This window comes from Sulfurivirga caldicuralii, from assembly GCF_900141795.1.
In the GTDB taxonomy this organism is placed as follows: domain Bacteria; phylum Pseudomonadota; class Gammaproteobacteria; order Thiomicrospirales; family Thiomicrospiraceae; genus Sulfurivirga; species Sulfurivirga caldicuralii.
In genome coordinates this window covers 438,150-462,257 of record NZ_FSRE01000001.1, presented here as the reverse complement: position 1 = coordinate 462,257, position 24,108 = coordinate 438,150, and the positions used below count along the sequence as shown (strand labels likewise).

At 57.0% G+C, this 24,108-nt stretch carries 25 protein-coding genes, 1 other RNA gene and 1 riboswitch; of the genes, 10 read left to right on the top strand and 16 right to left on the bottom strand.

The genetic code is table 11. The annotated features are described in order from the left end of the window. The first annotated feature begins 42 nt into the window (after nucleotides 1-42). The 3 genes from BUQ81_RS02420 to BUQ81_RS02410 are packed head-to-tail and all read left to right on the top strand — an operon-like array spanning nucleotide 43 to nucleotide 2,879. Nucleotides 43-681, top strand: coding sequence for an RluA family pseudouridine synthase (locus tag BUQ81_RS02420; RefSeq protein ID WP_074200790.1), 639 nt, complete (start codon nucleotides 43-45; stop codon nucleotides 679-681). Nucleotides 682-720: 39 nt separating this feature from the next. Continuing rightward, nucleotides 721-1,644, top strand: a complete 924-nt coding sequence (locus BUQ81_RS02415) for a hypothetical protein (RefSeq protein WP_074200789.1) — start codon at nucleotides 721-723, stop codon at nucleotides 1,642-1,644. Nucleotides 1,645-1,655: 11 nt separating this feature from the next. Beyond that, entirely contained in the window at nucleotides 1,656-2,879 is a 1,224-nt protein-coding gene (locus BUQ81_RS02410) for a hypothetical protein (protein WP_074200788.1), read from the top strand. Between the two features lie 105 nt (nucleotides 2,880-2,984). Here the strand turns inward: BUQ81_RS02410 and BUQ81_RS02405 are convergent, their stop codons facing one another. Then, nucleotides 2,985-3,392 carry a YcgN family cysteine cluster protein gene (locus BUQ81_RS02405; RefSeq protein ID WP_234947311.1) on the bottom strand — a complete coding sequence of 136 codons (408 nt, stop codon included), beginning with the start codon at nucleotides 3,390-3,392 and terminating at the stop codon, nucleotides 2,985-2,987. Nucleotides 3,393-3,542: 150 nt separating this feature from the next. Between BUQ81_RS02405 and BUQ81_RS02400 the strand changes: the two genes are divergently transcribed. Next, nucleotides 3,543-4,046 (top strand): hypothetical protein, encoded by a 504-nt coding sequence (locus BUQ81_RS02400; RefSeq protein ID WP_074200786.1) that lies wholly within the window; start codon nucleotides 3,543-3,545, stop codon nucleotides 4,044-4,046. On the opposite strand, the gene recR is transcribed toward BUQ81_RS02400, so the two are convergent. From recR to thiC, 13 genes are all read right to left on the bottom strand, one after another. Beyond that, nucleotides 4,034-4,627: a recombination mediator RecR gene (gene recR, locus BUQ81_RS02395; protein ID WP_074200785.1), complete on the bottom strand. Its 594-nt coding sequence runs from the start codon at nucleotides 4,625-4,627 to the stop codon at nucleotides 4,034-4,036. The two genes, BUQ81_RS02400 and recR, sit on opposite strands and share 13 nt — an antisense overlap. 2 nt (nucleotides 4,628-4,629) lie before the next feature. Continuing rightward, entirely contained in the window at nucleotides 4,630-4,959 is a 330-nt protein-coding gene (locus BUQ81_RS02390) for a YbaB/EbfC family nucleoid-associated protein (RefSeq protein WP_074200784.1), read from the bottom strand. A gap of 9 nt (nucleotides 4,960-4,968) precedes the next feature. Beyond that, a complete protein-coding gene (gene dnaX, locus BUQ81_RS02385; protein ID WP_074200783.1) occupies nucleotides 4,969-6,897 on the bottom strand; it encodes a DNA polymerase III subunit gamma/tau in 1,929 nt (642 codons plus the stop codon). Between the two features lie 58 nt (nucleotides 6,898-6,955). Continuing rightward, an RNA gene (gene ffs, locus BUQ81_RS02380) (signal recognition particle sRNA small type) lies at nucleotides 6,956-7,053 on the bottom strand. 237 nt (nucleotides 7,054-7,290) lie between these two features. After that, a complete protein-coding gene (locus BUQ81_RS02375) occupies nucleotides 7,291-7,668 on the bottom strand; it encodes a MerR family transcriptional regulator (RefSeq protein WP_074200782.1) in 378 nt (125 codons plus the stop codon). Continuing rightward, complete coding sequence (locus BUQ81_RS02370; RefSeq protein ID WP_074200781.1) at nucleotides 7,655-7,966, bottom strand: integration host factor subunit alpha; 312 nt, start codon at nucleotides 7,964-7,966, stop codon at nucleotides 7,655-7,657. The genes BUQ81_RS02375 and BUQ81_RS02370 overlap by 14 nt, the downstream gene beginning before the upstream one ends. Nucleotides 7,967-7,972: 6 nt before the next feature. After that, the gene (gene pheT, locus BUQ81_RS02365; protein ID WP_074200780.1) at nucleotides 7,973-10,348 is read right to left on the bottom strand and encodes a phenylalanine--tRNA ligase subunit beta; all 2,376 of its coding nucleotides are present in this window, start codon (nucleotides 10,346-10,348) and stop codon (nucleotides 7,973-7,975) included. A 12-nt stretch (nucleotides 10,349-10,360) separates the two neighbouring features. Beyond that, nucleotides 10,361-11,359, bottom strand: a complete 999-nt coding sequence (pheS, locus tag BUQ81_RS02360; protein ID WP_074200779.1) for a phenylalanine--tRNA ligase subunit alpha — start codon at nucleotides 11,357-11,359, stop codon at nucleotides 10,361-10,363. 168 nt (nucleotides 11,360-11,527) lie between these two features. Next, nucleotides 11,528-11,890, bottom strand: coding sequence for a 50S ribosomal protein L20 (gene rplT / locus BUQ81_RS02355; RefSeq protein ID WP_074200778.1), 363 nt, complete (start codon nucleotides 11,888-11,890; stop codon nucleotides 11,528-11,530). A gap of 12 nt (nucleotides 11,891-11,902) precedes the next feature. Continuing rightward, complete coding sequence (rpmI, locus tag BUQ81_RS02350; protein ID WP_074200777.1) at nucleotides 11,903-12,100, bottom strand: 50S ribosomal protein L35; 198 nt, start codon at nucleotides 12,098-12,100, stop codon at nucleotides 11,903-11,905. 152 nt (nucleotides 12,101-12,252) lie between these two features. Next, on the bottom strand, nucleotides 12,253-12,804 hold the full coding sequence (gene infC, locus BUQ81_RS02345) for a translation initiation factor IF-3 (RefSeq protein WP_074200776.1): 552 nt from the start codon (nucleotides 12,802-12,804) through the stop codon (nucleotides 12,253-12,255). A gap of 75 nt (nucleotides 12,805-12,879) precedes the next feature. Next, the gene (thrS, locus tag BUQ81_RS02340; protein WP_074200775.1) at nucleotides 12,880-14,820 is read right to left on the bottom strand and encodes a threonine--tRNA ligase; all 1,941 of its coding nucleotides are present in this window, start codon (nucleotides 14,818-14,820) and stop codon (nucleotides 12,880-12,882) included. 104 nt (nucleotides 14,821-14,924) lie between these two features. Continuing rightward, nucleotides 14,925-16,796, bottom strand: coding sequence for a phosphomethylpyrimidine synthase ThiC (thiC, locus tag BUQ81_RS02335; protein ID WP_074200774.1), 1,872 nt, complete (start codon nucleotides 16,794-16,796; stop codon nucleotides 14,925-14,927). Between the two features lie 43 nt (nucleotides 16,797-16,839). After that, nucleotides 16,840-16,938, bottom strand: a riboswitch (TPP riboswitch). Between the two features lie 214 nt (nucleotides 16,939-17,152). On the opposite strand from thiC, the gene BUQ81_RS02330 reads away from it, so the two are divergent. The 6 genes from BUQ81_RS02330 to soxA all read left to right on the top strand — a co-directional run bounded on the left by BUQ81_RS02330 (nucleotide 17,153) and on the right by soxA (nucleotide 21,602). Next, the gene (locus BUQ81_RS02330; RefSeq protein ID WP_074200773.1) at nucleotides 17,153-17,800 is read left to right on the top strand and encodes a protein-L-isoaspartate O-methyltransferase family protein; all 648 of its coding nucleotides are present in this window, start codon (nucleotides 17,153-17,155) and stop codon (nucleotides 17,798-17,800) included. A 49-nt stretch (nucleotides 17,801-17,849) separates the two neighbouring features. Beyond that, complete coding sequence (locus tag BUQ81_RS02325; RefSeq protein ID WP_074200772.1) at nucleotides 17,850-19,190, top strand: M48 family metallopeptidase; 1,341 nt, start codon at nucleotides 17,850-17,852, stop codon at nucleotides 19,188-19,190. 242 nt (nucleotides 19,191-19,432) lie between these two features. Beyond that, nucleotides 19,433-19,807: a sulfur oxidation c-type cytochrome SoxX gene (soxX, locus tag BUQ81_RS02320; protein WP_074200771.1), complete on the top strand. Its 375-nt coding sequence runs from the start codon at nucleotides 19,433-19,435 to the stop codon at nucleotides 19,805-19,807. A gap of 40 nt (nucleotides 19,808-19,847) precedes the next feature. Continuing rightward, nucleotides 19,848-20,315 (top strand): thiosulfate oxidation carrier protein SoxY, encoded by a 468-nt coding sequence (soxY, locus tag BUQ81_RS02315; RefSeq protein ID WP_074200770.1) that lies wholly within the window; start codon nucleotides 19,848-19,850, stop codon nucleotides 20,313-20,315. A 57-nt stretch (nucleotides 20,316-20,372) separates the two neighbouring features. Then, nucleotides 20,373-20,684 (top strand): thiosulfate oxidation carrier complex protein SoxZ, encoded by a 312-nt coding sequence (soxZ, locus tag BUQ81_RS02310; protein ID WP_074200769.1) that lies wholly within the window; start codon nucleotides 20,373-20,375, stop codon nucleotides 20,682-20,684. A 75-nt stretch (nucleotides 20,685-20,759) separates the two neighbouring features. Next, on the top strand, nucleotides 20,760-21,602 hold the full coding sequence (gene soxA / locus BUQ81_RS02305; RefSeq protein ID WP_074200768.1) for a sulfur oxidation c-type cytochrome SoxA: 843 nt from the start codon (nucleotides 20,760-20,762) through the stop codon (nucleotides 21,600-21,602). A gap of 121 nt (nucleotides 21,603-21,723) precedes the next feature. Here the strand turns inward: soxA and BUQ81_RS02300 are convergent, their stop codons facing one another. Beyond that, the gene (locus tag BUQ81_RS02300) at nucleotides 21,724-22,188 is read right to left on the bottom strand and encodes a hypothetical protein (protein ID WP_074200767.1); all 465 of its coding nucleotides are present in this window, start codon (nucleotides 22,186-22,188) and stop codon (nucleotides 21,724-21,726) included. 2 nt (nucleotides 22,189-22,190) lie between these two features. Beyond that, nucleotides 22,191-24,062 (bottom strand): dihydroxy-acid dehydratase, encoded by a 1,872-nt coding sequence (ilvD, locus tag BUQ81_RS02295; protein WP_074200766.1) that lies wholly within the window; start codon nucleotides 24,060-24,062, stop codon nucleotides 22,191-22,193. Nucleotides 24,063-24,108: the final 46 nt, after the last annotated feature.

Below are 24,108 nucleotides of genomic sequence, written 5' to 3'. Positions count from 1 at the left end.
CTCCCTGCTAAAGTGTGGGCAGTATTTTAACGACTAGCCTCCATGGTGCACATTTACTATCAGGACGCCCATATCGTGGTTGCAGAAAAGCCCGCCGGTTTGCTCTCCGTGCCGGGCCGCGCGCCGGAAAACCACGACAGCCTCACCAGCCGCCTGCAGGCGCAATTCGATGCGATTTATGTCGTGCACCGCCTGGACATGGATACTTCTGGCCTGATGGTCTTCGCGCGCACCAAGGCAGCCCAGAGCCACCTGAGCCGCCAGTTTCAGCAGCGCGTGGTGGGAAAAACCTATCTGGCCGTTTGCCAGGACCATATCGAGGAACCTGCAGGGGTTATCGACCAGCCGCTGCGCTGCGACTGGCCCAACCGGCCGCGTCAGATCATTGACAGCGTGCAGGGACGCGCGGCACTCACGCGCTGGGAACGCCTGCAGCTGCGAGAGGATGGCCATACGCTGGTTCGACTCGAACCTCATACCGGCCGAGCGCATCAGCTGCGCGTGCACATGCAATGGCTCGGCCACCCCATCCTTGGCGACCCTTTCTATCACCCGACACCCGATGCAGCGCCAAGGCTGATGCTGCACGCCTGGCAACTGGGTTTTCTGCATCCTGCCAGCGGCCACTGGATGGTATTTTCAAGCCCGCCAGATGAATTTTTTGGCATGGAAAGTGCTTAATTTCCTGCACAAAAACTCGACAGCGCGGGAGAATGCACCATGAACGACAGCACAATCGACCCTCAGAAAGACGCTCAGGCCACCGAAGAAATGCTGGCCATGCTGGATGCCCTTGAACAGGAGGAAACACCCGAGACCGACACCGAAACCAGCATTGAAGTCTCTGATGACACATGGCTGACTGAAGTCACCAGTCCGGCTGCGGATACAGCCGTCACTACCGAACAGGCTGATTTAGAAGAAACAGGCGTTGACACCGAAGCCGCTCTGACCGAAGTTCAAGCACATACCAACACGGACGTATCCGAAGACGCAGCCTTGCATGAGAAGACTGAGGCAGATTCTTCTGAGAATGGCGGAGTGGAAGATGGAGATATTTCCGAAAGTATGGAAAGCACACTCCCCGCCTCCCCTGAAACAGAGGAGAGCGCCAGTGCCGATTGGGAGAGTGCCGATTTGAGTGAAAATGACACGCTCGACGCTCTGATTCCAGACGACGAAGGCACAGAAACAGCACCCGAAGTAACGGAAACAGTCGCCGAACCAGAAGTACCTGCTGAAACCCATGAAACACCGGCACCTGCAACCGATATTGATGCAGAAGCACTGCCTCAGCAGGCCCTGCACACGCTGGAAACGGCGGCCGAACTCAAGCAAGAAGCTGACGAGCTCGCTGCCGAAGTCGCCGAACTGGAACAGGAAACCGCCACTGCTGCGCTGACCGCGACAGAAACCCTGCAGGATGAAACCGAGCATACCCAGTCCAGCATCGAGCGCACACTGGCTGCTGCCGAGCAAGCCTTTAATGTGCTGCGTGAGCGCGGCATTACGCCTTCAGCCACTGCCCTGGACGGCATGGACCCTGAAACCCTGATGCACAAACTGACAGAACTGGAAGCGCGCAATCAAAAACTGCGGGAACGCAATGAAGCCATCAAAGCCCGGCTGGCCGCCCTGAAATAAAGGAAACCGTGATGAAGGATACCGCCGACGATCTGCTGCAGGAACTGGAGTCCCTCGAGGATAGCGACGCCGCGACACCCGCGCCCGATCAAGCACAGGCCACTGCACCTGCAACGTCGCCGCTGGAAACCTTGCTCGAAGCCACCCAGCTGGCGCAGGAAGCGGCGGAAGAAGCGCAGATTGCTGCCGAACGCAGCCTGACCCTCGCCAAGGAAGAGAAGGAAAGCATCATCGAGATGTCTGAAGCGCTGGGTGCATGGCGACATGCCAGCCGCAGCGCTATTGAGGACGTAAGAGCTGCTCGTCGCCACATGGCAATCATGATGGGGGTTTCACTGATATTCGGCGCCGTTGCCATGGGCGTTACCGGCTGGATGATGTATCAAATCAAGTACGAAGCAGAAAGCGCCAAGGCCGATATTCTCGATCTGATGCAGACTCAATTTACGCTCTTCAATCAAAAAACCGGGATCAAGGTGGACGAGCTGGCCTCGCTGATCGAGTCCATGCAGGCTGAAGTGCAGCGCATGATCAAGGAAAGTGCGGCCGGGCTGCAACAGCATGTGACCCCGGTAACCATCATTGGCGGTACCGCTGCTGATACTCACGTCATGCAGCCTGAGCATGTTCATGGACCTGCTCAGCCGGACGCAGGCGATCATCACCCGTCTGGAGCACCACAGTCGGCCCATGAAACCGCACACCATCCCGTAACGGCAGCACATCACAAGGCGGCGGCGCGCCCAACAGCGACCCATACCACACCCCACACGGGCCACGTGGCAAAACCTGTAGAGGCGGCGCATGCCCCCGGCAATGCAGTGGATACGCACGCCATTCTTGCCCGACTGGACACCCTAGAACAGGAACTGACTGCCCTTTTGAAGCAGCAGCAACGCAGCCACATTACCCCCGCGCCTCAGGCCGCACCGGCCAGCAAGGATCTTGCCGAGCTGCGCAAGCTGCTGCTTGAGCAGGACAAGCAGCTGCGCATTATTCGCTCAGCGCTGTGGAAATTGCGACAGCAAAAGACTCTGAGTGGAGGCGCCCCCTCTGCTGACAAGAATACAGACCTGCAAGAGCTTAAACAGGCGATCGAAACCCTCACCGAACAGGTCAATCAGCTGCGGGATCAGCAGGAAGCCCTGCAGGAGACGGTAGAAAAACTGAAACAGGAAACCTCTAAATTGAATCAACCCTATCGCTACAAGGCCCCACCGCTACATCTCGACTGATGGACGATCAGCATTAAGGCCTCTCGCGACAGCGGTAAGGCCAGCTCAAACTGGAATCCCCAGCGGGTTTTCATGCAATGGGCAAGCGCCACCCTCTGCAAAGCCCTATTTCGTCGCATCCCTGAGCTGGATAATAAAATCTTCCAGATCAATCTCGCGACGCAGCGGAACGGGCGCATAGTTGGTTACCCCATAGCCACTTTTCTGCGGTGACAGCGGATCGCCACTGATAAGCGGATGCCAGTCCGGCAGCGGCTTGCCCTCGTAAAGCAATCGGTATGCACAGGTGGGCGGCAGCCAGTGAAACTGCCCGATCCGCTCCAGCGTCAGCGGTACACACTCGGGCACATTGCGATGCCGATTCGGATAATCACTGCACTGCGCCGTTTCGGGATCCGACAGAGAGCAGATAACCCGCGTGTAATCCACCTCACCCGTGTCTTCGTCTTCCAGCTTGACCAGACAGCACAGCCCGCAGCCATCACACAGGGCTTCCCATTCCGCCTCCGTCATTTCTGACAACGGGACTGTCTCCCAGAAGTCTGGACGTGTCAAATTCCTGTCAACACTCATATCTTCATGAAACAAAAGGGATTTTTAAAACAGGCACAGCTGATGTTTATCCCTGAGTGACTTTGTCGCCAACACACGAGGGAACACACCATGAACATGCAAACAACCCAAGGCCTCAAGCTCAAAGCCTGCCTGAATGATCTCAATGCACGCCACCAGTATGAGCAGGCCATGCTACTGGAAGTGCTCGACACCATTGTGCAGGACATCCATAGCCTCAACCGCCTGTACACCGTTGCACTCAAAAAAGAGCAGTTACGCCTCTACATCGAAGAGACGCGCCAAGTCCATCAGAAATGGATCAATATGCTGCAGGAGCTGGTAAGCGCACAAGTATCCAACGATACGATCGATTATCTGATCGACAAAATGCAACAGTATGCAGAGCAGCTGATCAAAATGCCAACAGCAACTATCGAGCCGGTGTCTTCTCTGGAGGACAACAGGGGCGAAGAGGAAGAGAATGCTGCCTCGGTACAGACAGACGCAACACAACCGGGGAAAGAATATGCCTTTCCCGTATTGCAAAGCAAGTACACCCCTTCTACCTCTACCTTGGAGGCAGAAGCTGCCAAGATCGCTCACGCCTGCTGACGCGCCTGAAACGCCTGGGCCAGCGTCTGCTGGTCCAGATATTCCAACTCTGCTCCGAATGGCACACCCTGCGCCAAACGAGATACCTTCACACCATGTTCCCGCGCCATGTTCTGGATATACCAGGCAGTCGCCTCGCCTTCCACGGAAGGGTTGAGCGCAAGAATCAGTTCCGAAACATCGCCTTCAGCCAGCCGTTTTGCCAGCGCATCCAGCCCCAATTCATCGGGACCAATGCCATCGATGGGCGAAAGATGCCCCATGAGCACAAAATACTGCCCCTGATAGACGCCGGCACTTTCGATGGCGTCTACATCCGCAGGCGTTTCCACCACACAGATCTGCGATGCATCCCGCTTGGAAGAGGCGCAGATGGGGCACAATGTCTCTTCGGCGAAATTGCGGCAGCGGGTACAGTGGCGAATACCACGCAGGGCACGCTGCAGGGTTTCAGCCAGCACCAGGCCATCCTGCCGATCATGCTGCAGTAGATGAAACGCCATGCGCTGCGCAGTCTTCTGCCCCACCCCCGGCAATACACGCAGGGCATCGATAAGTTCGGCGAGAAGCGGTGTCTGCATGCTCAGAATGGAAAGTTCATGCCGCCGGGCAGGTTCAGGCCGCCAGTCACCTCCGCCATGCGCTGCTGGGTTTCCTCTTCCACCTTGCGCACTGCGCTGTTGACGCCAGCCACGATCAGGTCTTCCAGCATCTCCTTGTCGTCCATGAGGCTGTCGTCGATCTCAACCTTGACCAGCTCATGCTTGCCGGTCATGGTGACCTTGATCAGCCCGCCGCCTGCCTCGCCGGTCACTTCCATCCTGGCGATGGCGTCCTGCGCTTCCTGCATTTTCTTCTGCACTTCCTGGGCCTGTTTCATCAGCCCCGCAATACCGCTTTTTCCACCAAACATGGGCACTCCTTACTCTATGGGTTCTATGGACGATTCGATCACTCGCGCGTCAAACAGCTGCTGAATGCGCTGCACATTGGGATCCTGCAAAAAGGCCTCTCGAGCTGCAGCCTGCCTCTCAGCCCGTGCCGCAGCATCCGCTTCGGCCAGGGTTTGCAGGTCGGCCGGGGGCGGACGATTCGTAAATTGGGCGACCATTCCCACCTCATGCAGTCGCTGCAGCAGTTCCTCCCCCTTCTGCGCCTGCAGGTGCGCCTGATCCGACCGTACCGCCAGCTGCAGTTGTTCGCCGCTTTGCGCGACAACGCACTGCCATGCCAGCTCTCGCACCAGCCCCTGCAGCCCAAGCGGCGTCACCACTTCACGCCACTGCTCGGCGGTCAGCCACTGATATTCATCGCCTGCCTGCTCTGATGCGACGGCAGATGCCACTTGTACGGGCTGATCCGCAGCTGACGCCGCCTCCTCAGATGCTACAGTAGCCGCGTCCGGCTGGGACAACCCCGCCTGTTCATTAACAGGCGCAACCGGAATCTCTTGGGTGGTGGACGGCGAGTTGGGAGCGGCCGCCACAGGCGGCTCAGGCTTTCCCGGCGGCGTTCCCCTGCCCTGTGCCAGGCGTGCTTTCAGGCTGGCAAACTGGCTCTGCTTGTCTGCACCGGACAGGGCGGCTTCTCCACCGGGCGCATCGTGCTGCACTAGCGGTGCCGTATCCAACCCTTCCGCTTCGGCATCAGGGACCGCAGCAGGCTGTGTTTCGAGGGGGGTCCCCGACTTTTTTACAGCTTCATTTTTTTCGCTTGGCTGCGCAACACGTCTTTCGGCGCCCCTGGGCTGTTCCTGCACCTGCTCAGGGCGTGTCAGTGGCTCGAAGGCCAGCATGCGCAGCAGCGTCATTTCAAAAGCGGTGCGGGCATCCGGTGCCGCACCGAGTGTTTTCTGCCCCAGCAGACCGATTTCGTAGAACATCTGCACCTGCTCCGGCGTCATACGCTCTGCATAATCCTGCCCCAACGTATCGGGGGTGTCCACAGGCGTACGCCCCAGCTGCTGCACCAGTGCGATCTGGTGCAGGGCGCGCAGCAAGGCTTCCAGCACCTGGGCATGATCCACGCCACGCTGTGCCAGTTGATCGAACTGTTCAGCCAGCCCCTGTGCCGAATCCTCTGCCAGGGCATCGAGCAATGCGCGTAGCGTGCTTTCGTCGGTCAGCCCCAGCATGGTGCGAACAATCGTCTCGCTCACCTGTCCGCCGCCCTGTGCAATGGCCTGATCCAATAGACTCAATGCATCCCGCACCGAGCCATCGGCGTGATAGGCGATGAGCCGCAGGGCCCCCTCCTCGGCCTCCACCCTTTCCGCTTCCACGATGCGGCGCAGATGAGCCTCGATCTCTGTCGGCTGAATGCGCAGCAGATTGAACTTGAGGCAGCGCGACAGGACTGTTACCGGCAGCTTGTGCGGATCGGTGGTGGCGAGAATGAACTTCACATGCTCCGGCGGCTCTTCCAGCGTCTTCAGCAACGCGTTGAAGCTGCTGTTGGAGAGCATGTGCACCTCATCAATGAGGTAGATCTTGAAGCGCCCTTCACTGGGGGCGTACTGCACATTGTCGAGAATCTCGCGCGTGTCCTCCACCTTGGTGCGCGACGCCGCATCGATTTCGATCAGATCGACGAAACGCCCTTCATCAATGGCGCGACAGGCCGCACATTCCCCGCAGGGTTCCGCGGTAATACCCTGTTCACAGTTCAATGCCTTGGCAAAAATACGCCCGAGGGTGGTCTTGCCCACACCCCGCGTGCCGGCAAACAGATAGGCATGGTGCAGACGCTGCTGCGAAAGCGCGTGCGTCAGGGCCTCAACGACGTGGGTCTGCCCCACCAGTTCGGAAAAACGCTTGGGCCGCCATTTGCGCGCCAGCACTGTGGAAGTCATGGAAAAATCCCGTATTGCATTGATGGGGACATTGTAGCGGAAGGTGAAGGGGTGGTGGCGCTGCCCGCCGGAACCTCGGCGCCCGCGTCAGCCGGTACCGTTGCTTCCTTCCGGACCTGGCGGGGTTCCCGGCCTAGCGTCGCGAGGGGACGAACAGGCCACCATAGTGTGAACGGGCATTATACCGCAAAAGCATCCAGGTTCAGTAAATCAGTAAAACTGCGCAACCGCACCATCAGGGCAGCCCATTGCGTTTAAAGCGGCTGATGAATCAGGACGTCAGCGTCTGCACTGTTTGCATAGAGCAATTCACGGTGAAAGTCGATATGGGCGCTCTCAGGAAGGAAAAGCAGAGGGTTGGGTTGAAACAGAGCGGTCGTGCACTTGCCCTCATCAATCCCGCGCGATGGTATCCAGCCAGCCATCGAAGTCGGCCAGCTGCGCTCGAACTTCTGCCAGCCGTGCCAGCACTTCGGGCACCGACTCGTCGTTGCGAAAATCACGATGACGGCGCGCCAGCTGCGCCTTGGCGCCCTGAATGGTAAAGCCCTGCCGGTGCAGCATGTGGCGGATTTCCAAGACCAGCTGAATGTCCTTGTGCTGGTAGTAACGGCGGCCACTGCGCTTGACCGGCTTGAGCTGCGGAAACACGCTTTCCCAGTAGCGCAGCACGTGGGTTTTCAGATCACACAGCCGACTCACTTCACCGATGGTGAAGTATTTCTTGTCGGGGATTTCGAGGACTTCGCCCTCGACTTCAATCCTTGCCATAGTTCTCCACGTGGGTGCGCAGCTTCTGTCCTGGCTTGAATGTTACCACGCGGCGCGCCTCGATAGGAACCGGCTCCCCGGTGCGGGGATTGCGACCTGGGCGGGGGTTTTTGTCCCGCAGTTCGAAATTTCCGAAGCCGGACAACTTAACCTGCTCACCCGACGACAGCGTGGCACGGATCTCTTCAAAAAAGGCATCCACCAGCAGCTTGGCCTCGCGCTTGTTGAAGCCAAACGTTTCCGAAAGGGTTTCGGCCAGTTCGGCCTTGGTGAGGGTCCCTGAATTGTGCACTCTCATGATCCTCTATCGCAGTTGCGCGCCGGTTTCCCGGGCCACGCTTTCAATAATCTGGTTGACGGCCGCCTCCACATCCGCATCTTCCAGCGTGCGTTCCACGTCGCTGAAGCGCAGCTTCACCGCCAGACTCTTCTTGCCGGCCGGCAGGTTGTCTCCTTCATACAGGTCAAACCACTGCCACTGTTTGAGAATGGCCGGCGCGTGGGTAGCAATTGCTGCATCCAGACGAGCCACTGGCACATCCGCATTCACCACAAACGCCAGATCTCGCAGTACTTCCGGGAAGCGTGACACAGGCTGCGCCTGGGGCAAACGCGCCTGCAGCAAAGGTTCAAGTGCCAGCTCGAACACAAACACCGGCTGGGCGATCTTGTTTGCCTTGTAGAGTTGCGGATGCAGCTGACCCAACCAGCCAATCACCGTGCCGTCATGCACCACCTGTGCGCTTTGCCCCGGATGCAACGCCGGATGACTTGTCGGCTCAAAAACCACATCCAGATCCGCTGCGGCCAACAGGGCCTCCACATCGCCCTTGATATCGAAAAAGTCAACGATCTCTACCGGCGTATCCCAGTGCAACGGCTTGCGGCTGCCGTAAATGGCGCCGCCAATACGGTGCTGCTGTGCATAGCCCTCGCCATCACGCGCAAACACGCGCCCCAGCTCAAACACGCGCACCCGCAGCTGCTGACGCTTCTGGTTATAGGCCAGCGCCTTGAGCAGCCCTGGCAGCAACGAAGGCCGCATGGTGGACAGGTCTTCAGACAAGGGGTTGGCCAGCGATACCAGCTGCCGCTCAAGCGCGAAGCGCTCGGCGCTGTCACGGTCGATAAAACTGTAGGTGATCACCTCGTGATAGCCGCGTTCCACCAGTGCAGTACGCAGGCGATCTTCATCCAGCTGCGTTTCCGGCAGCTGTCCCAGTTGCATGGGGGCATGCACGGCGGATTCGGGCAATCGGTTATAACCGTACAGGCGGGCCAACTCTTCGATCAAATCTTCTTCAATGGCCATGTCAAAACGCCAGCTGGGGGCGGTCACATCCCAGACACCCGGCTCGACTGCCTTGACCTCGAAATGCAGACGCTTGAGCAGGGACTCCACCAGCGCGGCAGGGAAAACCATGCCGATTACGCGCTCGATCTTTTCCTGATGGAGGCGAATCATAGTCGGTGCAGGCAGATGTTCTGCGCTTTCTCTGCGCACGACCTGGCTTACTTCACCACCGGCCAGCTCCAACAGCAGGTCCACGGCACGCCAAAGCGCCTTTTCCGGCAACTCGGGGTCCACGCCGCGCTCAAAGCGGTGTGAAGAGTCCGTATGCAGGCCATACTGGCGGGCACGCCCGGCGATGGCCGTGGGAGTAAAGTGTGCCGCCTCAAAGAAAATGCGCTGTGTCTTCTCGCTGACAGCAGTCGCCTCACCGCCCATGATACCCGCCAGCGCAATGGGGCCGGATGCATCCGCGATCACCAGTGTGTTCGGCTTCAGCGTCAGCTGTTTGCCATCGAGCGTGGTCAGCTGCTCGCCTTCCTTGGCCATGCGCACCACGATTTTGCCCTGCAACGTATCCGCATCAAAGGCGTGCATGGGCTGACCCAGCTCCAGCAGCACATAATTGGTGATGTCCACCACCAGCGAAATGGAGCGCACTCCACAGCGGCGCAGGCGTTCCTGCAGCCACAGGGGCGTTTCCATGCCGTTTTTGAAACCCCGCACCTCTACACCCAGATAGCGCGGGCACGCTTCGGGCGCCTCCACCACGACATCAATGGCGCTTTCAAAAGCGGCATCAACCGGCTTGATCGTATAAGGCTGTTCAAAGGGTGTTTCTGCCAGTGCAGACACTTCGCGGGCGATACCTTCATGACTGAGGCAATCACCGCGGTTGGGGGTGAGATCGATATCGATCACCGGATCGTCCAGATCCAGATAGGCGCGCAAATCCTCCCCGATAGGGGCGTCCGCCGGCAGCTCCATCAGACCGTCGGCTTGTTCCGCCAGTCCCAGTTCACTGGCAGAACAGAGCATACCGAAGGAGGGCACACCACGCAGCTTGGCCTTCTTGATCTTGAAACCACCCGGCAACACCGCACCAACCTTGGCGCAGGGCGCCTTCATGCCGGGGCGCACGTTGCGTGCACCACACACGATCTGCAGTGGCGCCTCCTCACCCACATCCACCTGGGTGACATTCAGCTTGTCTGCATCCGGATGCTTCTCAACGGAGAGTACCTGACCGACCACCACCCCACTGAACGGCGGAGCGGCCAACGCAACCTCGTCCACCTCCAGGCCGGCCAGGCTCAGCGCTTCGCTCATCTCTTCGGCAGACCACTGCGGGCGCGTCCACGCCTCGATCCAATGCTTTGATACTTTCATGGCAGAATCCGTTTACTTGAACTGCTGCAGGAAGCGCAGGTCGTTTTCGAAAAAGAGACGCAGGTCGTTAACGCCGTAGCGCAGCATGGTCAGGCGCTCCACGCCCAGACCAAATGCGAACCCCTGATAAGTCTCGGGATCTATGCCCACATTGCGCAGAACATTGGGGTGCACCATGCCGCAGCCAAGCACCTCCATCCAGCGACCGTCTCCAAACAGATCCGTGGCGATGTCCACTTCGGCCGACGGCTCGGTGAAAGGAAAGTAGGAAGGGCGAAAACGCACCTTCAGGTTGTCGTCTTCGAAAAAGCGGCGCAGAAAGTCGATGATCAGCGTTTTCAACTGGGCGAAATTGGCGTTCTTTTCCACCACCAGCCCTTCTACCTGGTGGAACATGGGCGTGTGCGTCTGATCGGAATCACAACGGTAAACCCGTCCTGGTGCAATGATGCGAATGGGCGGCTCGCCCTGCTCCATGACGCGGATCTGCACCCCAGAAGTATGCGTGCGCAGTACTTCCTTTTCGTTGATGTAAAAGGTGTCGTGCATGGCGCGCGCCGGATGGGTTTCCGGAATATTCAGCGCTTCAAAGTTGTGCCAGTCATCCTCAATTTCTGGCCCCTGTGCCACGGTAAAACCCGCCTGCGCGAACAGGCGCTCGATCCGCTCAAGCGTGCGGGTGACCGGATGCACCCCGCCAATATCCACATCCCGACCCGGCAGGGTGATGTCAACGGCTTCTGCTGCCAGCCTCTTCTCCAGCAGCGCAGCTTCCAAGGCGGCCCTCTTTTCATTGAGCAGTGCCTGAACCGTCTGCTTGGCCTCATTGATGATCTGGCCGGCCTTCGGGCGCTCCTCGGGACTCATTTGCCCAAGCCCCTTCATCAACGCTGTAAAGGCGCCTTTCTTGCCCAGAAAGCGAACGCGCAGGGTATCCAGATCCGCCAGCGCTTCTACCTTTTCAAGCGCCTCGCGGGCTTCTTCCACCAGCGCTTGCAATCGTTCTTGCATGGACGTGTCCTCGTCTGTTGAAGCAGGCACAGCGTGCCGTCGCGAAATCGAATTTGAATATTATAACAAAACAAAACGCTCAGTGAACGCAACAGATTGATTTTAAAAGGATTTTGGCAATAAAAAAGGGGCGCAAGGCCCCTTTTTCATTTCAACGACAATGGTTGTTCAGGCTGCAGCCAGTGCTTCCTTGGCTTTTGCCACCATCGCAGCAAATGCTGGCTTGTCGTTGACTGCCATATCGGCCAGAACCTTGCGGTCCAGCGCAATGCCAGCCTTGGCCAGGCCGTTGATAAAGCGGCTGTAGTTCAAACCGTTATTACGTGCTTCAGCGTTGATACGCGCAATCCACAGACGACGGAACTGACGCTTGCGCTGACGACGGTCACGATAGGCATACTGGCCTGCCTTGAAAACCGCCTGACGGGCAACACGAAACACCTTGCGGCGCGCGCCATAATAGCCCTTGGCCTGCTTGAGAACCTTCTTGTGACGACGACGTGCGATCACGCCTCTTTTAACTCGAGCCATTTCAATCCCTCCTTATGCGTATGGCAACATTTTCTTGACCAGACCCTCGTCGTGCTTGTGCACCAGGGTCATCTTGCGCAGATGACGCTTACGCTTGGACGACTTCTTGGTCAAGATGTGACGCAGGTGGGATTGCTTGCGCTTGAAACGCCCGCTTGCAGTCTTCTTGAAACGCTTGGCAGCGCCTCGATTGGTTTTGATCTTAGGCATCTTTCGACACTCCGCATTGAACGCATGAATTCATCATGCGTGACTTTGGTACTTTGCTGCCAACTTGGCAGCGCCTTTTCTGTTGCAGCACTGAGGACAGCTGCTCCAGTCACCGCGTTCGCGGCGCCAGAATCACGGTCAAGCCGCTTTTCCTACTTTTTCGGGACCACCATCATGTGCATCTGCCGACCTTCCATCTTCGGCATTTGGTCCACTGTGCCCAACTCCTCCACGTCCTGCTGAACGCGTTCGAGCATTTTCAGACCCAGCTCCTTGTGAGCCAGCTCGCGGCCACGGAACCAGATGGTGACCTTGACCCGATCGCCCTTTTCCAGGAAACGTTTCAGGTTGCGAAGTTTTACCTGATAGTCCCCTTCCTCAGTTCCCGGGCGGAATTTGACTTCCTTGACCTGAACCTGCTTGGCTTTCTTGCGGGCTTCCTGCTGTTTTTTCTGCTTCTGGTAAATGAACTTGCCGTAATCCATGATCCGGCAGACCGGCGGCTCGGCCTGGGGCGCAATCTCCACCAAGTCAAGGCCTGCCTCTTCTGCCATTTTCAAGGCTTCAGACGTGGGGACAACCCCCTTCTGCTCGCCATCCTGATCGATCAGCCGCACCTCGGGCGCGGTAATCTCGTCGTTGATTCTTTCCTTGCGGACTTCTTCCCTTTGTGGTTGGCGACCACGTCCTCTTCTAACAGCGATGGCACATTCCTCCAGTTATTCAACAGGTTACCCCAAGCAAGCAAAAAACCCGCACAGGCGGGCTTTCAAGCAAGCTCAGGCGTTTTCTTCGGCTGGAACAACCCGTCCCAGCCTGGCGACATCCTCATTGAGCATGCTCACCAGTTGCTGCAGCGGCATGGAACCCAGCGTCTTGCCCTCGCGAGCACGAACATTGACAGTTCCATTTTCCACCTCCTGATCCCCCACGACCAGCAGGTAGGGCACACGCTGCAACGTGTGTTCGCGAATTTTAAGGCCAATCTTCTCGTTGCGCAAGTCTGTTTCAACCCTAAAGCCTTGTTTTACGAGTTGATTCGCGACTTCGCGTGCATATTCATCATGCGCAGGCGCAATCGTTGCCACCACAGCCTGCACCGGTGCCAGCCATGTGGGGAACTTGCCTTCATAATGCTCTATCAGAATGCCGACGAAGCGCTCCAGCGAGCCCAGAATGGCGCGGTGAATCATGACCGGGTGCTTTTTCTCGTTATCCGGACCGATATAGGTAGCATCCAGACGGTCGGCCTGCGGCATGGAAAAATCCAGCTGAATGGTGCCGCACTGCCACACGCGCCCGATACAGTCGCGCAAGGAGAACTCGATTTTCGGGCCGTAGAAGGCACCTTCGCCCGGCTGCAGTTCATACTCCAGATTGGCATCCTTGAGGCACTGCTCCAGCGCCGCCTCGGCCTTGTCCCAGACTTCATCTGAGCCAACGCGCTGCTCGGGGCGCGTGGACAACTTCACCTCAATATTCTCAAAACCAAAATCGGCATAGGTGCGATAGACCAGGTCGATACAGGCCTGCACTTCATCCTTGATCTGATCCTCGGTGCAAAAGATATGGGCGTCGTCCTGCGTGAAGCTGCGCACACGCATCAGACCGTGCAATGTGCCGGAGGGCTCGTTGCGGTGCACCAGCCCGAATTCCGCCAAACGCACCGGCAGATCCCGGTACGAGTGCAGCTTGCGCTTGTATACCTGAATATGGCCCGGACAGTTCATCGGCTTGACCGCATAATCCCGGTTTTCCGTATGAGTGGTGAACATGTTGTCCTTGAACTTGTCCCAGTGGCCGGACTTTTCCCACAGACTGCGGTCCATGATCAGCGGCGTACGAATCTCTTCATAGCCGTTCTCTCGCAGCTGCTGACGCATGTAGTCCTCGACCGTATTGAACAGCACCGTTCCCTTGGGGTGCCAGAACGCCATGCCTGGGGCAATGTCTTCCACATGGAACAGGTCCAGTTGCTTGCCCAGCTTGCGGTGGTCGCGGCGCTCCGCCTCTTCCAGCATCTGCAGGTGCGCTTTAAGCTCCTCTTTTGTGGGGAACGCCACACCGTAAATGCGCTGCAGCATCTTGTTGTTGCTGTCACCGCGCCAGTAGGCCCCTGCCAGAGAGGTCAATTTGAAGTGCTTGCAGAAACCCATGCGCGGCACATGCGGGCCGCGGCACATGTCCACATATTCCTCGTGATAGTACAGCCCGAACTCTTTTTCGTCGGGCATATCCTCGATGAGCTCCAGCTTGTAGTCTTCACCCCGCTCCTTGAAAATGCGGATCGCCTCGTCCCGCGGGGTCATTTTCTTGATGACCGGGTAGTCGGTTTTCGCCAGCTCTTTCATGCGCTGCTCGATCTTCTGCAGATCGTCGGGAGTAAGACTGAACGGCGCATCAACGTCGTAGTAAAAACCGTTCTCGATCACCGGCCCGATGGCCATCTTCACCTCTGGGTAAAGCTGCTTGATGGCGTGTCCCAGCAGGTGGGCACAGGAATGGCGCATGATGTGTACACCATCCGGATCCTTGAGCGTCACAATCTCCAGCGTGGCATCATGGTCGATCAGGTCGGTGGCGTCTTTCAGCTCACCACCCACTCGCGCCGCCACAGTGGCCTTGGCCAACCCAGGACCAATATCCTTTGCCACATCCAGTGCGCTAACCGGATGATCGTATTCGCGCTTGCTGCCGTCAGGCAGAGTAATGACAGGCATGGCTCCAACCTCTCCAAACTTGATGAATCGCGCTATTTTAGCCCAAAAAAACAAAAGGCCCGGGCTCGACACCCGGGCCTGTGGCAATAAACACACCTGCGTGTCTATTTCTTCAGATAGATTTCGCCGCCCTGCTCACGGAAGGTTTCAGCCTGCTGCTGCATACCCACCTCAACGGCAACACCCAGGTCCTTGAAGCCCTGCTCGGCCGCATAATCGCGAATATCCTGCGTGATCTTCATGGAGCAGAATTTGGGTCCACACATGGAGCAGAAGTGTGCCACCTTGGCGGATTCCCGCGGCAGGGTTTCATCGTGATACTCACGCGCCCTGTCCGGATCGAAGCCGATATTGAACTGGTCGTACCAGCGGAATTCGAAGCGCGCCTTGGACATGGCATTGTCACGAATCTGTGCGCCCGGGAAGCCCTTGGCCAGATCTGCCGCATGGGCAGCGATCTTGTAGGCGATCAGGCCTTCCTTTACATCCTCCCGGTTGGGCAGACCCAGATGCTCTTTGGGCGTGACATAGCAGAGCATGGCCGTACCATACCAGCCGATCTGCGCTGCCCCGATGGCAGAAGTAATATGGTCATATCCTGGTGCCACATCCGTGGTCAACGGCCCCAGGGTGTAGAACGGCGCCTCATGACACTTTTCCACCTCTTCATCCATGTTTTCCTTGATCATCTGCATGGGCACGTGACCCGGCCCTTCGATCATCACCTGCACATCATGCTTCCAGGCGATTTTGGTGAGCTCGCCCAGCGTGCGCAATTCGGCGAACTGTGCCTCGTCATTGGCATCATAGATGGAGCCCGGGCGCAGACCGTCCCCCAGTGAGAAGGTCACATCATAGGCCTTCATGATCTCGCAGATTTCCTCGAAGTGGGTATAGAGGAAGTTCTCCTTGTGGTGATGCAGGCACCACTTGGCCATGATGGAGCCACCACGGGACACGATCCCGGTCAGACGGTTGGCCGTCAACGGGATATAGCGCAGCAGCACGCCTGCATGAATGGTGAAGTAATCCACACCCTGCTCAGCCTGCTCGATCAGCGTGTCGCGGAAAATTTCCCAGGTCAGGTTTTCGGCAATACCGTTAACCTTTTCCAATGCCTGGTAGATGGGGACTGTCCCGATCGGCACCGGGGAATTGCGAATAATCCACTCGCGGGTTTCATGAATGTTCTTGCCGGTGGACAGATCCATCACGGTGTCCGCGCCCCAGCGGGTGGCCCAAATCATCTTTTCCACCTCTTCCTCGATGGATGAGGTGGTAGCCGAATTGCCGATATTGGCGTTAACCTTGGTGCGGAACGCACGACCAATAATCATCGGCTCGATTTCGGGATGGTTGATATTGGCCGGAATGACAGCCCGACCTGCGGCCACTTCCTGACGCACAAACTCGGGAGTAATCTCTTCCGGAATATCAAAGGGCGCCTGTCCCGGATGCTGCTGCACCAGGTGACCCATTTCCTTCATTTCCTGCAGGCGGCAGTTCTCGCGAATGGCGATATACTCCATCTCGGGGGTAATGATGCCCTGACGCGCATAGTGCAACTGGGTGACACACTTGCCCGCCCTGGCACGGCGTGGCGTGCGCAGATTGGGAAAACGAATCTTCTCCAGCTTCCTGTCCTGCAGGCGCACGTGGTGATACTCGGAGCTGAAGTCCGCCAGTTTTTCCGTATCGCCCCTTGCCTCGATCCAGCTTTCACGCAACGGCTTCAGGCCACGATTGAAATCGATTTCTGCCTCGGGGTCCGTATAGGGCCCGGAGGTGTCATAGACGGTGAGCGGCGGGTTGGGTTCAAAGGTGCCATCCGACAACGGTGTATCGCTGAGCTCGATCTCGCGCATGCCGACACGGACACCCGGCATGCTGCCGTCCACGTAGATCTTGCGGGAGCTGGGAAAGGGCTCCACATAGGCCTGTTTCTGTTGTTCCAGTTTTTCCAGCAGTGCGCTCATGGTGTTCTCCTTTCTCGTTCATTTGAGCGCAAGATGTGCGTGTAGCCCGCGCATCTCGCTTTCCTGCGGCCGCATTATCGGCATCAGGTTCAACGGGTATGCTCTCAGCCGGCTGCAACCGCCAGCACCCCGAGCGATCCAGGAATACCTGAAGAATACGCCATTTGCCTCTCCCCGTGCGTCGACTTCAATCCTGAACCGCAACATGGGAAGGACGAACATCCGAGACTTCGAACAGGCGCATGCGTGGGTATCCCGCATGATCGATTATAACAGTCGCCCCAGCTACGTATTGCTTCAGGACGCGCAAAGGTTGCTATAATTGTGTGAATTTAGCATTCAACCAAAGGGCTGCCATGAATTTCGATACCGCACGCTTCAATATGGTCGAACAGCAGATTCGCCCCTGGGATGTGCTTGACCCCAAGGTGCTGCAGCTGTTCATGGACATCCCCCGTCATCTGTTTGTCCCGCCCGAGCATCAGCATCTCGCCTACATGGACCTGGAAGTACCACTGCCTCATGGTCAGGTCATGCTGCCCCCGAAGGTGGAAGCGCGTATGCTGCAGGCTGTCGACATCGATGAAAACGAGCGTGTGCTCGAAGTAGGCACCGGTTCCGGCTTCATGACAGCATTGTTGGCCAAGCTGTCTCGAGACGTGACCACGGTGGAATATTTTGCTGACCTCGCAGAACAGGCCCGGGCAAAATTAAGCGACTTTGATTCCATCAAATTTGAAGTGGGCGATGCAGCGTGCGACTGGAACGACGGACAACAATATGACGTCATTATTCTGACCGGCAGCTGCGCCGAAGTGCCTCAGGGGCATCTGCGCAAGCTCAATCTGGGGGGCAGGCTGATCTGCACCACCGGAGAATCTCCCCTAATGGAAACCTGGCTCATTACGCGCGTAGAAGAGGAAAACTTCGAATACGAAAGCCTGTTCGAAACGGAAATTCCGCCACTCATCCACTGCGAACCCAAACCCCACTTTGAGTTCTAAGCACATATTTGTTTCCAAGCTGGTTGGCGCCCCGCTCCTTTTCTGGCTCATGTCGAGCTGGGCGCCAGCGCAGAGTGCCAGCATTCAACTACCGGAACTGGGAAGCAACCAGCAGGCTGCCATTGACCAACAGACCGAAGAAACATTCCGCAACGCCTTTCTAAGCAGCCTGTACACCCGAAAAAGCGTCATTGAAGATCCGTTGGTTATCCTGTGGCTCGATCGCCTGGGGCAGCGTCTAGCTCTGCACGCCCCGCTTTTACGGGCCCACATCCAGGTGCTGCCAATCGCCAGTGACGCCATCAATGCCTTTGCCGGCCCCGGCGGCATTATCGGCATCAACCGTGGACTGCTGCTTGCAGCCAACACCACAGATGAAGTAGCTGCCGTCATCGCCCACGAAATCGGCCATGTCAGCCAACACCATCTGTTAAGGCGCTTTGCCAATGCCGACAAGGACAATCTGACCGCCTTTGCCACAATGCTCGCGGCCCTGCTGGTGGGACAACTGGATCCGCAGGCCGGCATGGCCACCTTTTATGCAGGCAATGCCTTCCATCTTGAGCAACAACTGAAGTTCAGTCGTCACCATGAAACCGAAGCTGATGCCGTGGGGATTCAACTGCTGGCTGAAAGTGGCTTTGATCCCACTGCCATGGCTCACTTTTTTCAGACCCTGCAGCAACGAAGTCTCAATGACCCCAGCCAGGTGCCTGAAGTGCTGCGCACACATCCTGTCACACCGCACCGAATCGCTGCGGCTGAAAACCGCGCAACCCGCTTCAGTGCAAATCTTCACAACGTTCACCCTATACTGCCCCCTCTGCAGGAACTCAAAACCCTGCTCATCCCTAACATGCATCGCACCGACCGCTGTCTCGCACGCGCTCTGCAGGACGCCGATTTATCCCAAGCCTGTCGGGAAACCCTGCAAAAAAGGGCACAGCACGACTGGCTGGTGATGGGGATTCTGATGAAATGGGCCAATCGACACACCCCCCAGGATACGGCGAAGGTTATACGGAGAAAAATGGAAACCCACTTTCCCAACAATGCCGCATTACGGCTGATTGCCGCACAGCTTGCTTTTGACCAGGGCCGCTACAAGGACAGTGAAAGGCATCTGCGCCATGTTGACAGGCTTGCACCGTCGGCCCTGCGCAGTCTGGCCTTCCAGCTCTGGGCACGTCTCCACAAAAGCCAACATCGAGACGATGCCAGCCTGCTGGCGCTTGCACAGAGCGCGCTGTTGTGTGGAAATACCGACAAAGCCCGCTATCTTATCAAGCAAATTGAGCCGAAAAACCTCTCCGCCGAAGGGCGCAGCGAGCTTAAATCCATTCAGGCAAGCCTGCCTAACAATGCATCCGGCCAACAGACCAACCTATGAAAAAGGGTGGCAAACAGTCTGGACGCTCCGTGACTGCATCATGCAACTCATTGATTGATAGGTCAACCCAAGCAATTCTTAATCAGCTCATTAAATATTGCTATGACAAGCCACCTAAAAAGGCTTGCACTTGCCGAGGGGTTGAGTAACCTTATGCTCCAAGGGCAAAAGACTTGCTCATGCTTAAGTCTTATTGCTGACAAAAATAAGGCTCTGTCGCAAGACTCTTTCAGGAGGAGAGAATGAAAAACAAACTGATCCACGCTCTGGCCGCAACCGCTGTGGCTGCCACCATGCTGTCAGCCCCTGCAATCAGTTCGGCTGCAGGCACTGCCGATGCCAAGGTCATTGCTGAAGGCAAGAAACTTGCGTTCAAGCGCTCCAAGGGCAACTGCCTGGCCTGCCACATGATCAAGGGCGGCAGCCTGCCTGGCAATATCGGCCCGGCATTGATCGCCATGAAGCTGCGCTACCCGGACAAGCAGAAACTGCACGACAAGATCTGGGGCAAGCCGGAGCAGGAAATTAAATACAGCATGATGCCTCCATTCGGACGCCACGTCATCCTGAGTGATGACGAGATCAACAAGATCGTAGAATACATCTACACGCTGTAAACTTGGATCTTGCAATAACCACAACTATAGGAGCTAACCTATGAAACGTAGATCTTTTCTGAAGGGCACTCTGGCCACTGGTGCAGCTGCCGTTGCAGTAAACGCTGGCCTGCTGACACCTTCTACCGTTCTGGCCGAGTGGAACAAGGCCGCTTTCGAAGCGAAGAAAGTTGATGACGCCATCAAGGTACTGTACGGCACTACCGAAACTGTAGAGTCCGGAGACGTGGTTCTGAAGGCACCTGAAATCGCAGAAAACGGTGCTGTAACCCCCGTAACCGTTGACGCTACCAAGCTGGACGGCGTTGAAAGCATCGCCATCCTGGCCGACAAGAACCCCACCCCGCTGGCCTGTGCCTACAGCTTCTCCGGCCCTGCACTGGGCTATGTTTCCACCCGTATCAAGATGGGTGAAACCATGAACGTTATCGCTGTTGTTAAAGCGGGCGGCAAGGTGTATAAGACTCAACAGCAAGTGAAAGTAACCATCGGTGGTTGTGGCGGCTAATCGCTTACCTCTGATGAATTGTTGTTGAACTCAAGTATCAAGAAAAGGAACTGACTTATGTCTATCAAAATTCGCGTTCGTGGCAAAGTACGTGGCGGTGTTGCCGAAATCAAGGCGCTGATGAAGCACCCGATGGAATCTGGCCGTCGCATGAACAAAAAGACTGGCAAGCCTTATCCTGCCAAGTACATCGACGTTGTCGAAGTACTGCTGAACGGCACCAAGGTTATCGAAGGTGAGTGGTCCGGTGCGGTTTCTGCCAACCCTTACATGGCTGTAAAAGTTAAAGCCAACAAGGGTGATGAAGTGGTTATCAAGGCCCACGACAACACCGGCGCGACTGGCGAAGCCAAACTGAAGCTGAAGTAATTTCGGCCTCGGGTGCCGGATGTCCGGCACCCACAAATATATAAGTTCAAAGCTCTCGGACGGAGGATTCATCCAATGAAAAAAACACTGCTCCTGACAGCGCTGTCTGCTGGCGCCCTGACCATGGCGGCCAATGCCTATGCAGACAACGTGGATCCTGAAAAGGATCGCAAGCAGTTAGTCGACTTTATCATGGCAAAAGCGCCCAAGGTTTCCTTTGAGGACTATCGTCTCGGCGCCTATATCTACAATGCTGACAAACGTGCTCAATACGAAGCCGTTAACGAATTCCCGCCTTACCTGGATGCCATCGATGCAGGTGAGGCCCTTTGGGAAAAGGACAAGGCCGTATACGAAAAGTGCTTCGGCTCTGACGTATCCAAGATCCGTCCCAAATACCCCTATTTTGACGACAAGCGCGGTGAGGTTGTCACCCTCGAACTCGCCATTAACGAATGTCGCCAGAATGCCGGCCTGAAGCCATTCAAGTGGGGCACTGGCGATATCGCACGTCTGAGCGCCTACTTGGCGTATAACGCGCGCGGCCAGAAGATCAACGTCAAGATCGATTCTGAAGGCGCACGCAAGGCTTATAACGAAGGGCGCTACCTGTTCACGCGTCCCCATGGCCAGCTGAACCTGTCCTGTGCCAAGTGTCATGCCTATAATGCTGGACGCCGTGCCCGCGCGAACATTCTGTCTTCCGCGCTGGGTCATACCACCCACTTCCCGGTATGGCGTGCCAAGTGGAACCACCTTGGTACCCTACACAAGCGTTACACCGGGTGCATGAAAAACATGCGCTGGGACCCGAAAACAGTTGGTGGTGCCCAGTCTGAGGCATTCCGCAATCTGGAGTTCTTTGAGGCCTACCTGTCCAATGGACTGCCCATTGACGGACCGGATTATCGCGAATAATACGCCTTTATCTACACCAATAAAGAGCCCGGCGCAGCCGGGCTTTTTTGTTTCTGCATCCTATAGATTCAGACAGTAAATCGTCAAACGATGGGGCCGATAGACAGCTGGAGCAGCTCAATCAACACCGTTTTGCCTGAGCCGCTTCCTCGATCATCTGCTCGCCTTCCCAGAACCAGTCAAACAGGGTCCGCACCCAGCGTTCCACCCGCAGGATAAACTCAGGGTCATTCAGACCCAGCTTCTGCGCCAGTGCCAGCACCCTCTCGCGCTCTTCTTCGCTGAAATGGCCGTCCTTGTATCCCAGGCGGATCAGTTGCTGCAACGCGATGACACGGGATTCCGGTGTATCGAACGCTTCTGCCAGCTCTTCAAGACTGCGTTGCTCTGCACGGGAGAAGTCAGCTTCGATGCCGAAGTGCGCCATGTAGGCATTCAGGTAGCGTTTCTCTTCTGCGGAGAAAGTCCCATCTGCACCGGCCAACTGAACGGCCAGATCAAACAACGCCTGTTGCTGATCCGGGCGCAGGTTGTCCACAAAAAGAAAGTAGCAACCGCGATGTCGATTCGGGCGGTGTGCATCCATGCTCAGTCCTCCCGCTTGGTGCAGTGTTCGATCTGCTCAACGTTGCGCACAGCCCCATAGGCTGCACTGGTTGTCATGGCAGCATAGGCACGCAGGGCTGGCGATACACGTCGCGGGCGCGGCTTGGCCGGCTTCCAGGCCGCCTTGCCTTTCGCTTCCATGGCCTGGCGGCGTGCTGCCAGTTCTTCATCAGAAACCTTAAGGTGAATGGATCGATTGGGGATATCGATTTCGATGATATCGCCATCTTCCACCAGGCCGATATTGCCCCCTTCGGCCGCCTCAGGGGAAGCGTGCCCGATGGACAAGCCAGAAGTTCCCCCGGAAAAGCGTCCATCTGTCAGCAGGGCGCATGCCTTGCCCAACCCTTTCGACTTGAGGTAACTGGTGGGATAGAGCATTTCCTGCATGCCCGGGCCACCCTTTGGCCCTTCGTAGCGAATGATGACCACCTCACCCGGCTGCACTTCACCCCCCAGAATACCTTCGACGGCGTCTTCCTGACTCTCGTAGATCCGTGCGCGGCCGGTGAACTTGAAGATTTCTTCATCCACACCGGCCGTTTTGACGATACAGCCATCCAGGGCAATATTGCCATAGAGCACCGCAAGGCCGCCTTCCTTGGTATAGGCATGTTCCAGATCGCGAATACAGCCATTCACGGGATCATCATCCAATGAGCCCCAGCGGCGATCGCAACTGAAGGGCTGCGTGGTACGGACGCCACAGGGCGCTGCCTTGTAAAACTCGATCACGTCTTCAGACGGATTGCGGCGAATATCCCATTTGTCGATCGCCTCCCCGATGGTCGGCGCATGCACCGTACGGCATTCGCGATGAATCAAACCGCCGCGATCCAGCTCACCAAGAATGCGCATGATGCCGCCGGCACGATGCACATCTTCCATGTGGTAGATCTTGGAGTTGGGTGCAATCTTGGCCAGATTCGGCACCTTGCGAGAAATGCGGTCAATATCCGCCATAGTAAAGTCCACTTCCGCCTCATGGGCCACGGCCAGCAGATGCAGGACCGTGTTGGTGGATCCGCCCATGGCCACATCCAGTGCCATGGCGTTTTCAAAGGCCTCAAAAGTAGCGATGCTGCGTGGCAGCACGGAATCATCATCCTGTTCGTAATAGCGCTTTGTGATCTCCACAATCTGACGCCCGGCCTGCTCGAACAGCTTCTTGCGGTCGGCATGGGTCGCCAGCATGGAGCCGTTGCCCGGCAGCGCGACACCCAGCGCTTCCACCAGACAGTTCATGGAGTTGGCGGTAAACATGCCGGAACAGGAACCACAGGTCGGACAGGCACTCTCTTCCACCTGCTCCACCGTCTCGTCACTGCAGTGATCGTCCGCCGCCATGACCATGGCATCCACCAGATCCAGCTTGATCTCCTGCCCGCCCAGCACCGTCTTGCCGGACTCCATCGGACCGCCGGAAACAAAGATGGTGGGGATGTTAAGGCGCATTGCTGCCATCAGCATGCCTGGGGTAATCTTGTCGCAGTTGGAAATACACACCAGCGCATCGGCACAGTGGGCATTGACCATGTATTCCACCGAGTCTGCAATCAGGTCGCGGGAAGGCAGCGAGTAGAGCATGCCGTCATGCCCCATGGCAATGCCATCGTCCACGGCGATGGTATTGAATTCCTTGGCGATACCACCCGCCTCTTCGATCACGCGCGCCACCAGCTGTCCCATATCCTTCAGATGAACATGGCCTGGCACGAACTGTGTAAACGAGTTGGCAATGGCAATAATGGGCTTGCCGAAATCTTCACCCTTGACACCGGTGGCGCGCCAGAGCGCCCGGGCACCCGCCATGTTGCGGCCGTGGGTGGACGTGCGTGAACGATATTGAGGCATAAAAGACTCCTTACGCTATAATCCGTTTGATTTACGTTTACATTAT

Bases quoted from the DNA above. Each gene is read 5' to 3' on its own strand.
- thrS (WP_074200775.1), bottom strand. From the start codon at position 14,820: ATGCCTGTCATTACTCTGCCTGACGGCAGCAAGCGCGAATACGATCAT.
- pheS (WP_074200779.1), bottom strand. From the start codon at position 11,359: ATGCAAGAACGATTGCAAGCGCTGGTGGAAGAAGCCCGCGAGGCGCTT.
- BUQ81_RS02405 (WP_234947311.1), bottom strand. From the start codon at position 3,392: ATGACGGAGGCGGAATGGGAAGCCCTGTGTGATGGCTGCGGGCTGTGC.
- BUQ81_RS02325 (WP_074200772.1), top strand. From the start codon at position 17,850: ATGTCGAGCTGGGCGCCAGCGCAGAGTGCCAGCATTCAACTACCGGAA.
- BUQ81_RS02330 (WP_074200773.1), top strand. From the start codon at position 17,153: ATGAATTTCGATACCGCACGCTTCAATATGGTCGAACAGCAGATTCGC.
- soxZ (WP_074200769.1), top strand. From the start codon at position 20,373: ATGTCTATCAAAATTCGCGTTCGTGGCAAAGTACGTGGCGGTGTTGCC.
- BUQ81_RS02400 (WP_074200786.1), top strand. From the start codon at position 3,543: ATGAACATGCAAACAACCCAAGGCCTCAAGCTCAAAGCCTGCCTGAAT.
- soxX (WP_074200771.1), top strand. From the start codon at position 19,433: ATGAAAAACAAACTGATCCACGCTCTGGCCGCAACCGCTGTGGCTGCC.
- BUQ81_RS02415 (WP_074200789.1), top strand. From the start codon at position 721: ATGAACGACAGCACAATCGACCCTCAGAAAGACGCTCAGGCCACCGAA.
- pheT (WP_074200780.1), bottom strand. From the start codon at position 10,348: ATGAAAGTATCAAAGCATTGGATCGAGGCGTGGACGCGCCCGCAGTGG.
- thiC (WP_074200774.1), bottom strand. From the start codon at position 16,796: ATGAGCGCACTGCTGGAAAAACTGGAACAACAGAAACAGGCCTATGTG.
- BUQ81_RS02420 (WP_074200790.1), top strand. From the start codon at position 43: ATGGTGCACATTTACTATCAGGACGCCCATATCGTGGTTGCAGAAAAG.
- BUQ81_RS02375 (WP_074200782.1), bottom strand. From the start codon at position 7,668: ATGGCAAGGATTGAAGTCGAGGGCGAAGTCCTCGAAATCCCCGACAAG.
- soxY (WP_074200770.1), top strand. From the start codon at position 19,848: ATGAAACGTAGATCTTTTCTGAAGGGCACTCTGGCCACTGGTGCAGCT.
- BUQ81_RS02370 (WP_074200781.1), bottom strand. From the start codon at position 7,966: ATGAGAGTGCACAATTCAGGGACCCTCACCAAGGCCGAACTGGCCGAA.
- BUQ81_RS02390 (WP_074200784.1), bottom strand. From the start codon at position 4,959: ATGTTTGGTGGAAAAAGCGGTATTGCGGGGCTGATGAAACAGGCCCAG.
- dnaX (WP_074200783.1), bottom strand. From the start codon at position 6,897: ATGACTTCCACAGTGCTGGCGCGCAAATGGCGGCCCAAGCGTTTTTCC.
- soxA (WP_074200768.1), top strand. From the start codon at position 20,760: ATGAAAAAAACACTGCTCCTGACAGCGCTGTCTGCTGGCGCCCTGACC.
- ilvD (WP_074200766.1), bottom strand. From the start codon at position 24,062: ATGCCTCAATATCGTTCACGCACGTCCACCCACGGCCGCAACATGGCG.
- recR (WP_074200785.1), bottom strand. From the start codon at position 4,627: ATGCAGACACCGCTTCTCGCCGAACTTATCGATGCCCTGCGTGTATTG.
- rplT (WP_074200778.1), bottom strand. From the start codon at position 11,890: ATGGCTCGAGTTAAAAGAGGCGTGATCGCACGTCGTCGTCACAAGAAG.
- BUQ81_RS02300 (WP_074200767.1), bottom strand. From the start codon at position 22,188: ATGGATGCACACCGCCCGAATCGACATCGCGGTTGCTACTTTCTTTTT.
- BUQ81_RS02410 (WP_074200788.1), top strand. From the start codon at position 1,656: ATGAAGGATACCGCCGACGATCTGCTGCAGGAACTGGAGTCCCTCGAG.
- rpmI (WP_074200777.1), bottom strand. From the start codon at position 12,100: ATGCCTAAGATCAAAACCAATCGAGGCGCTGCCAAGCGTTTCAAGAAG.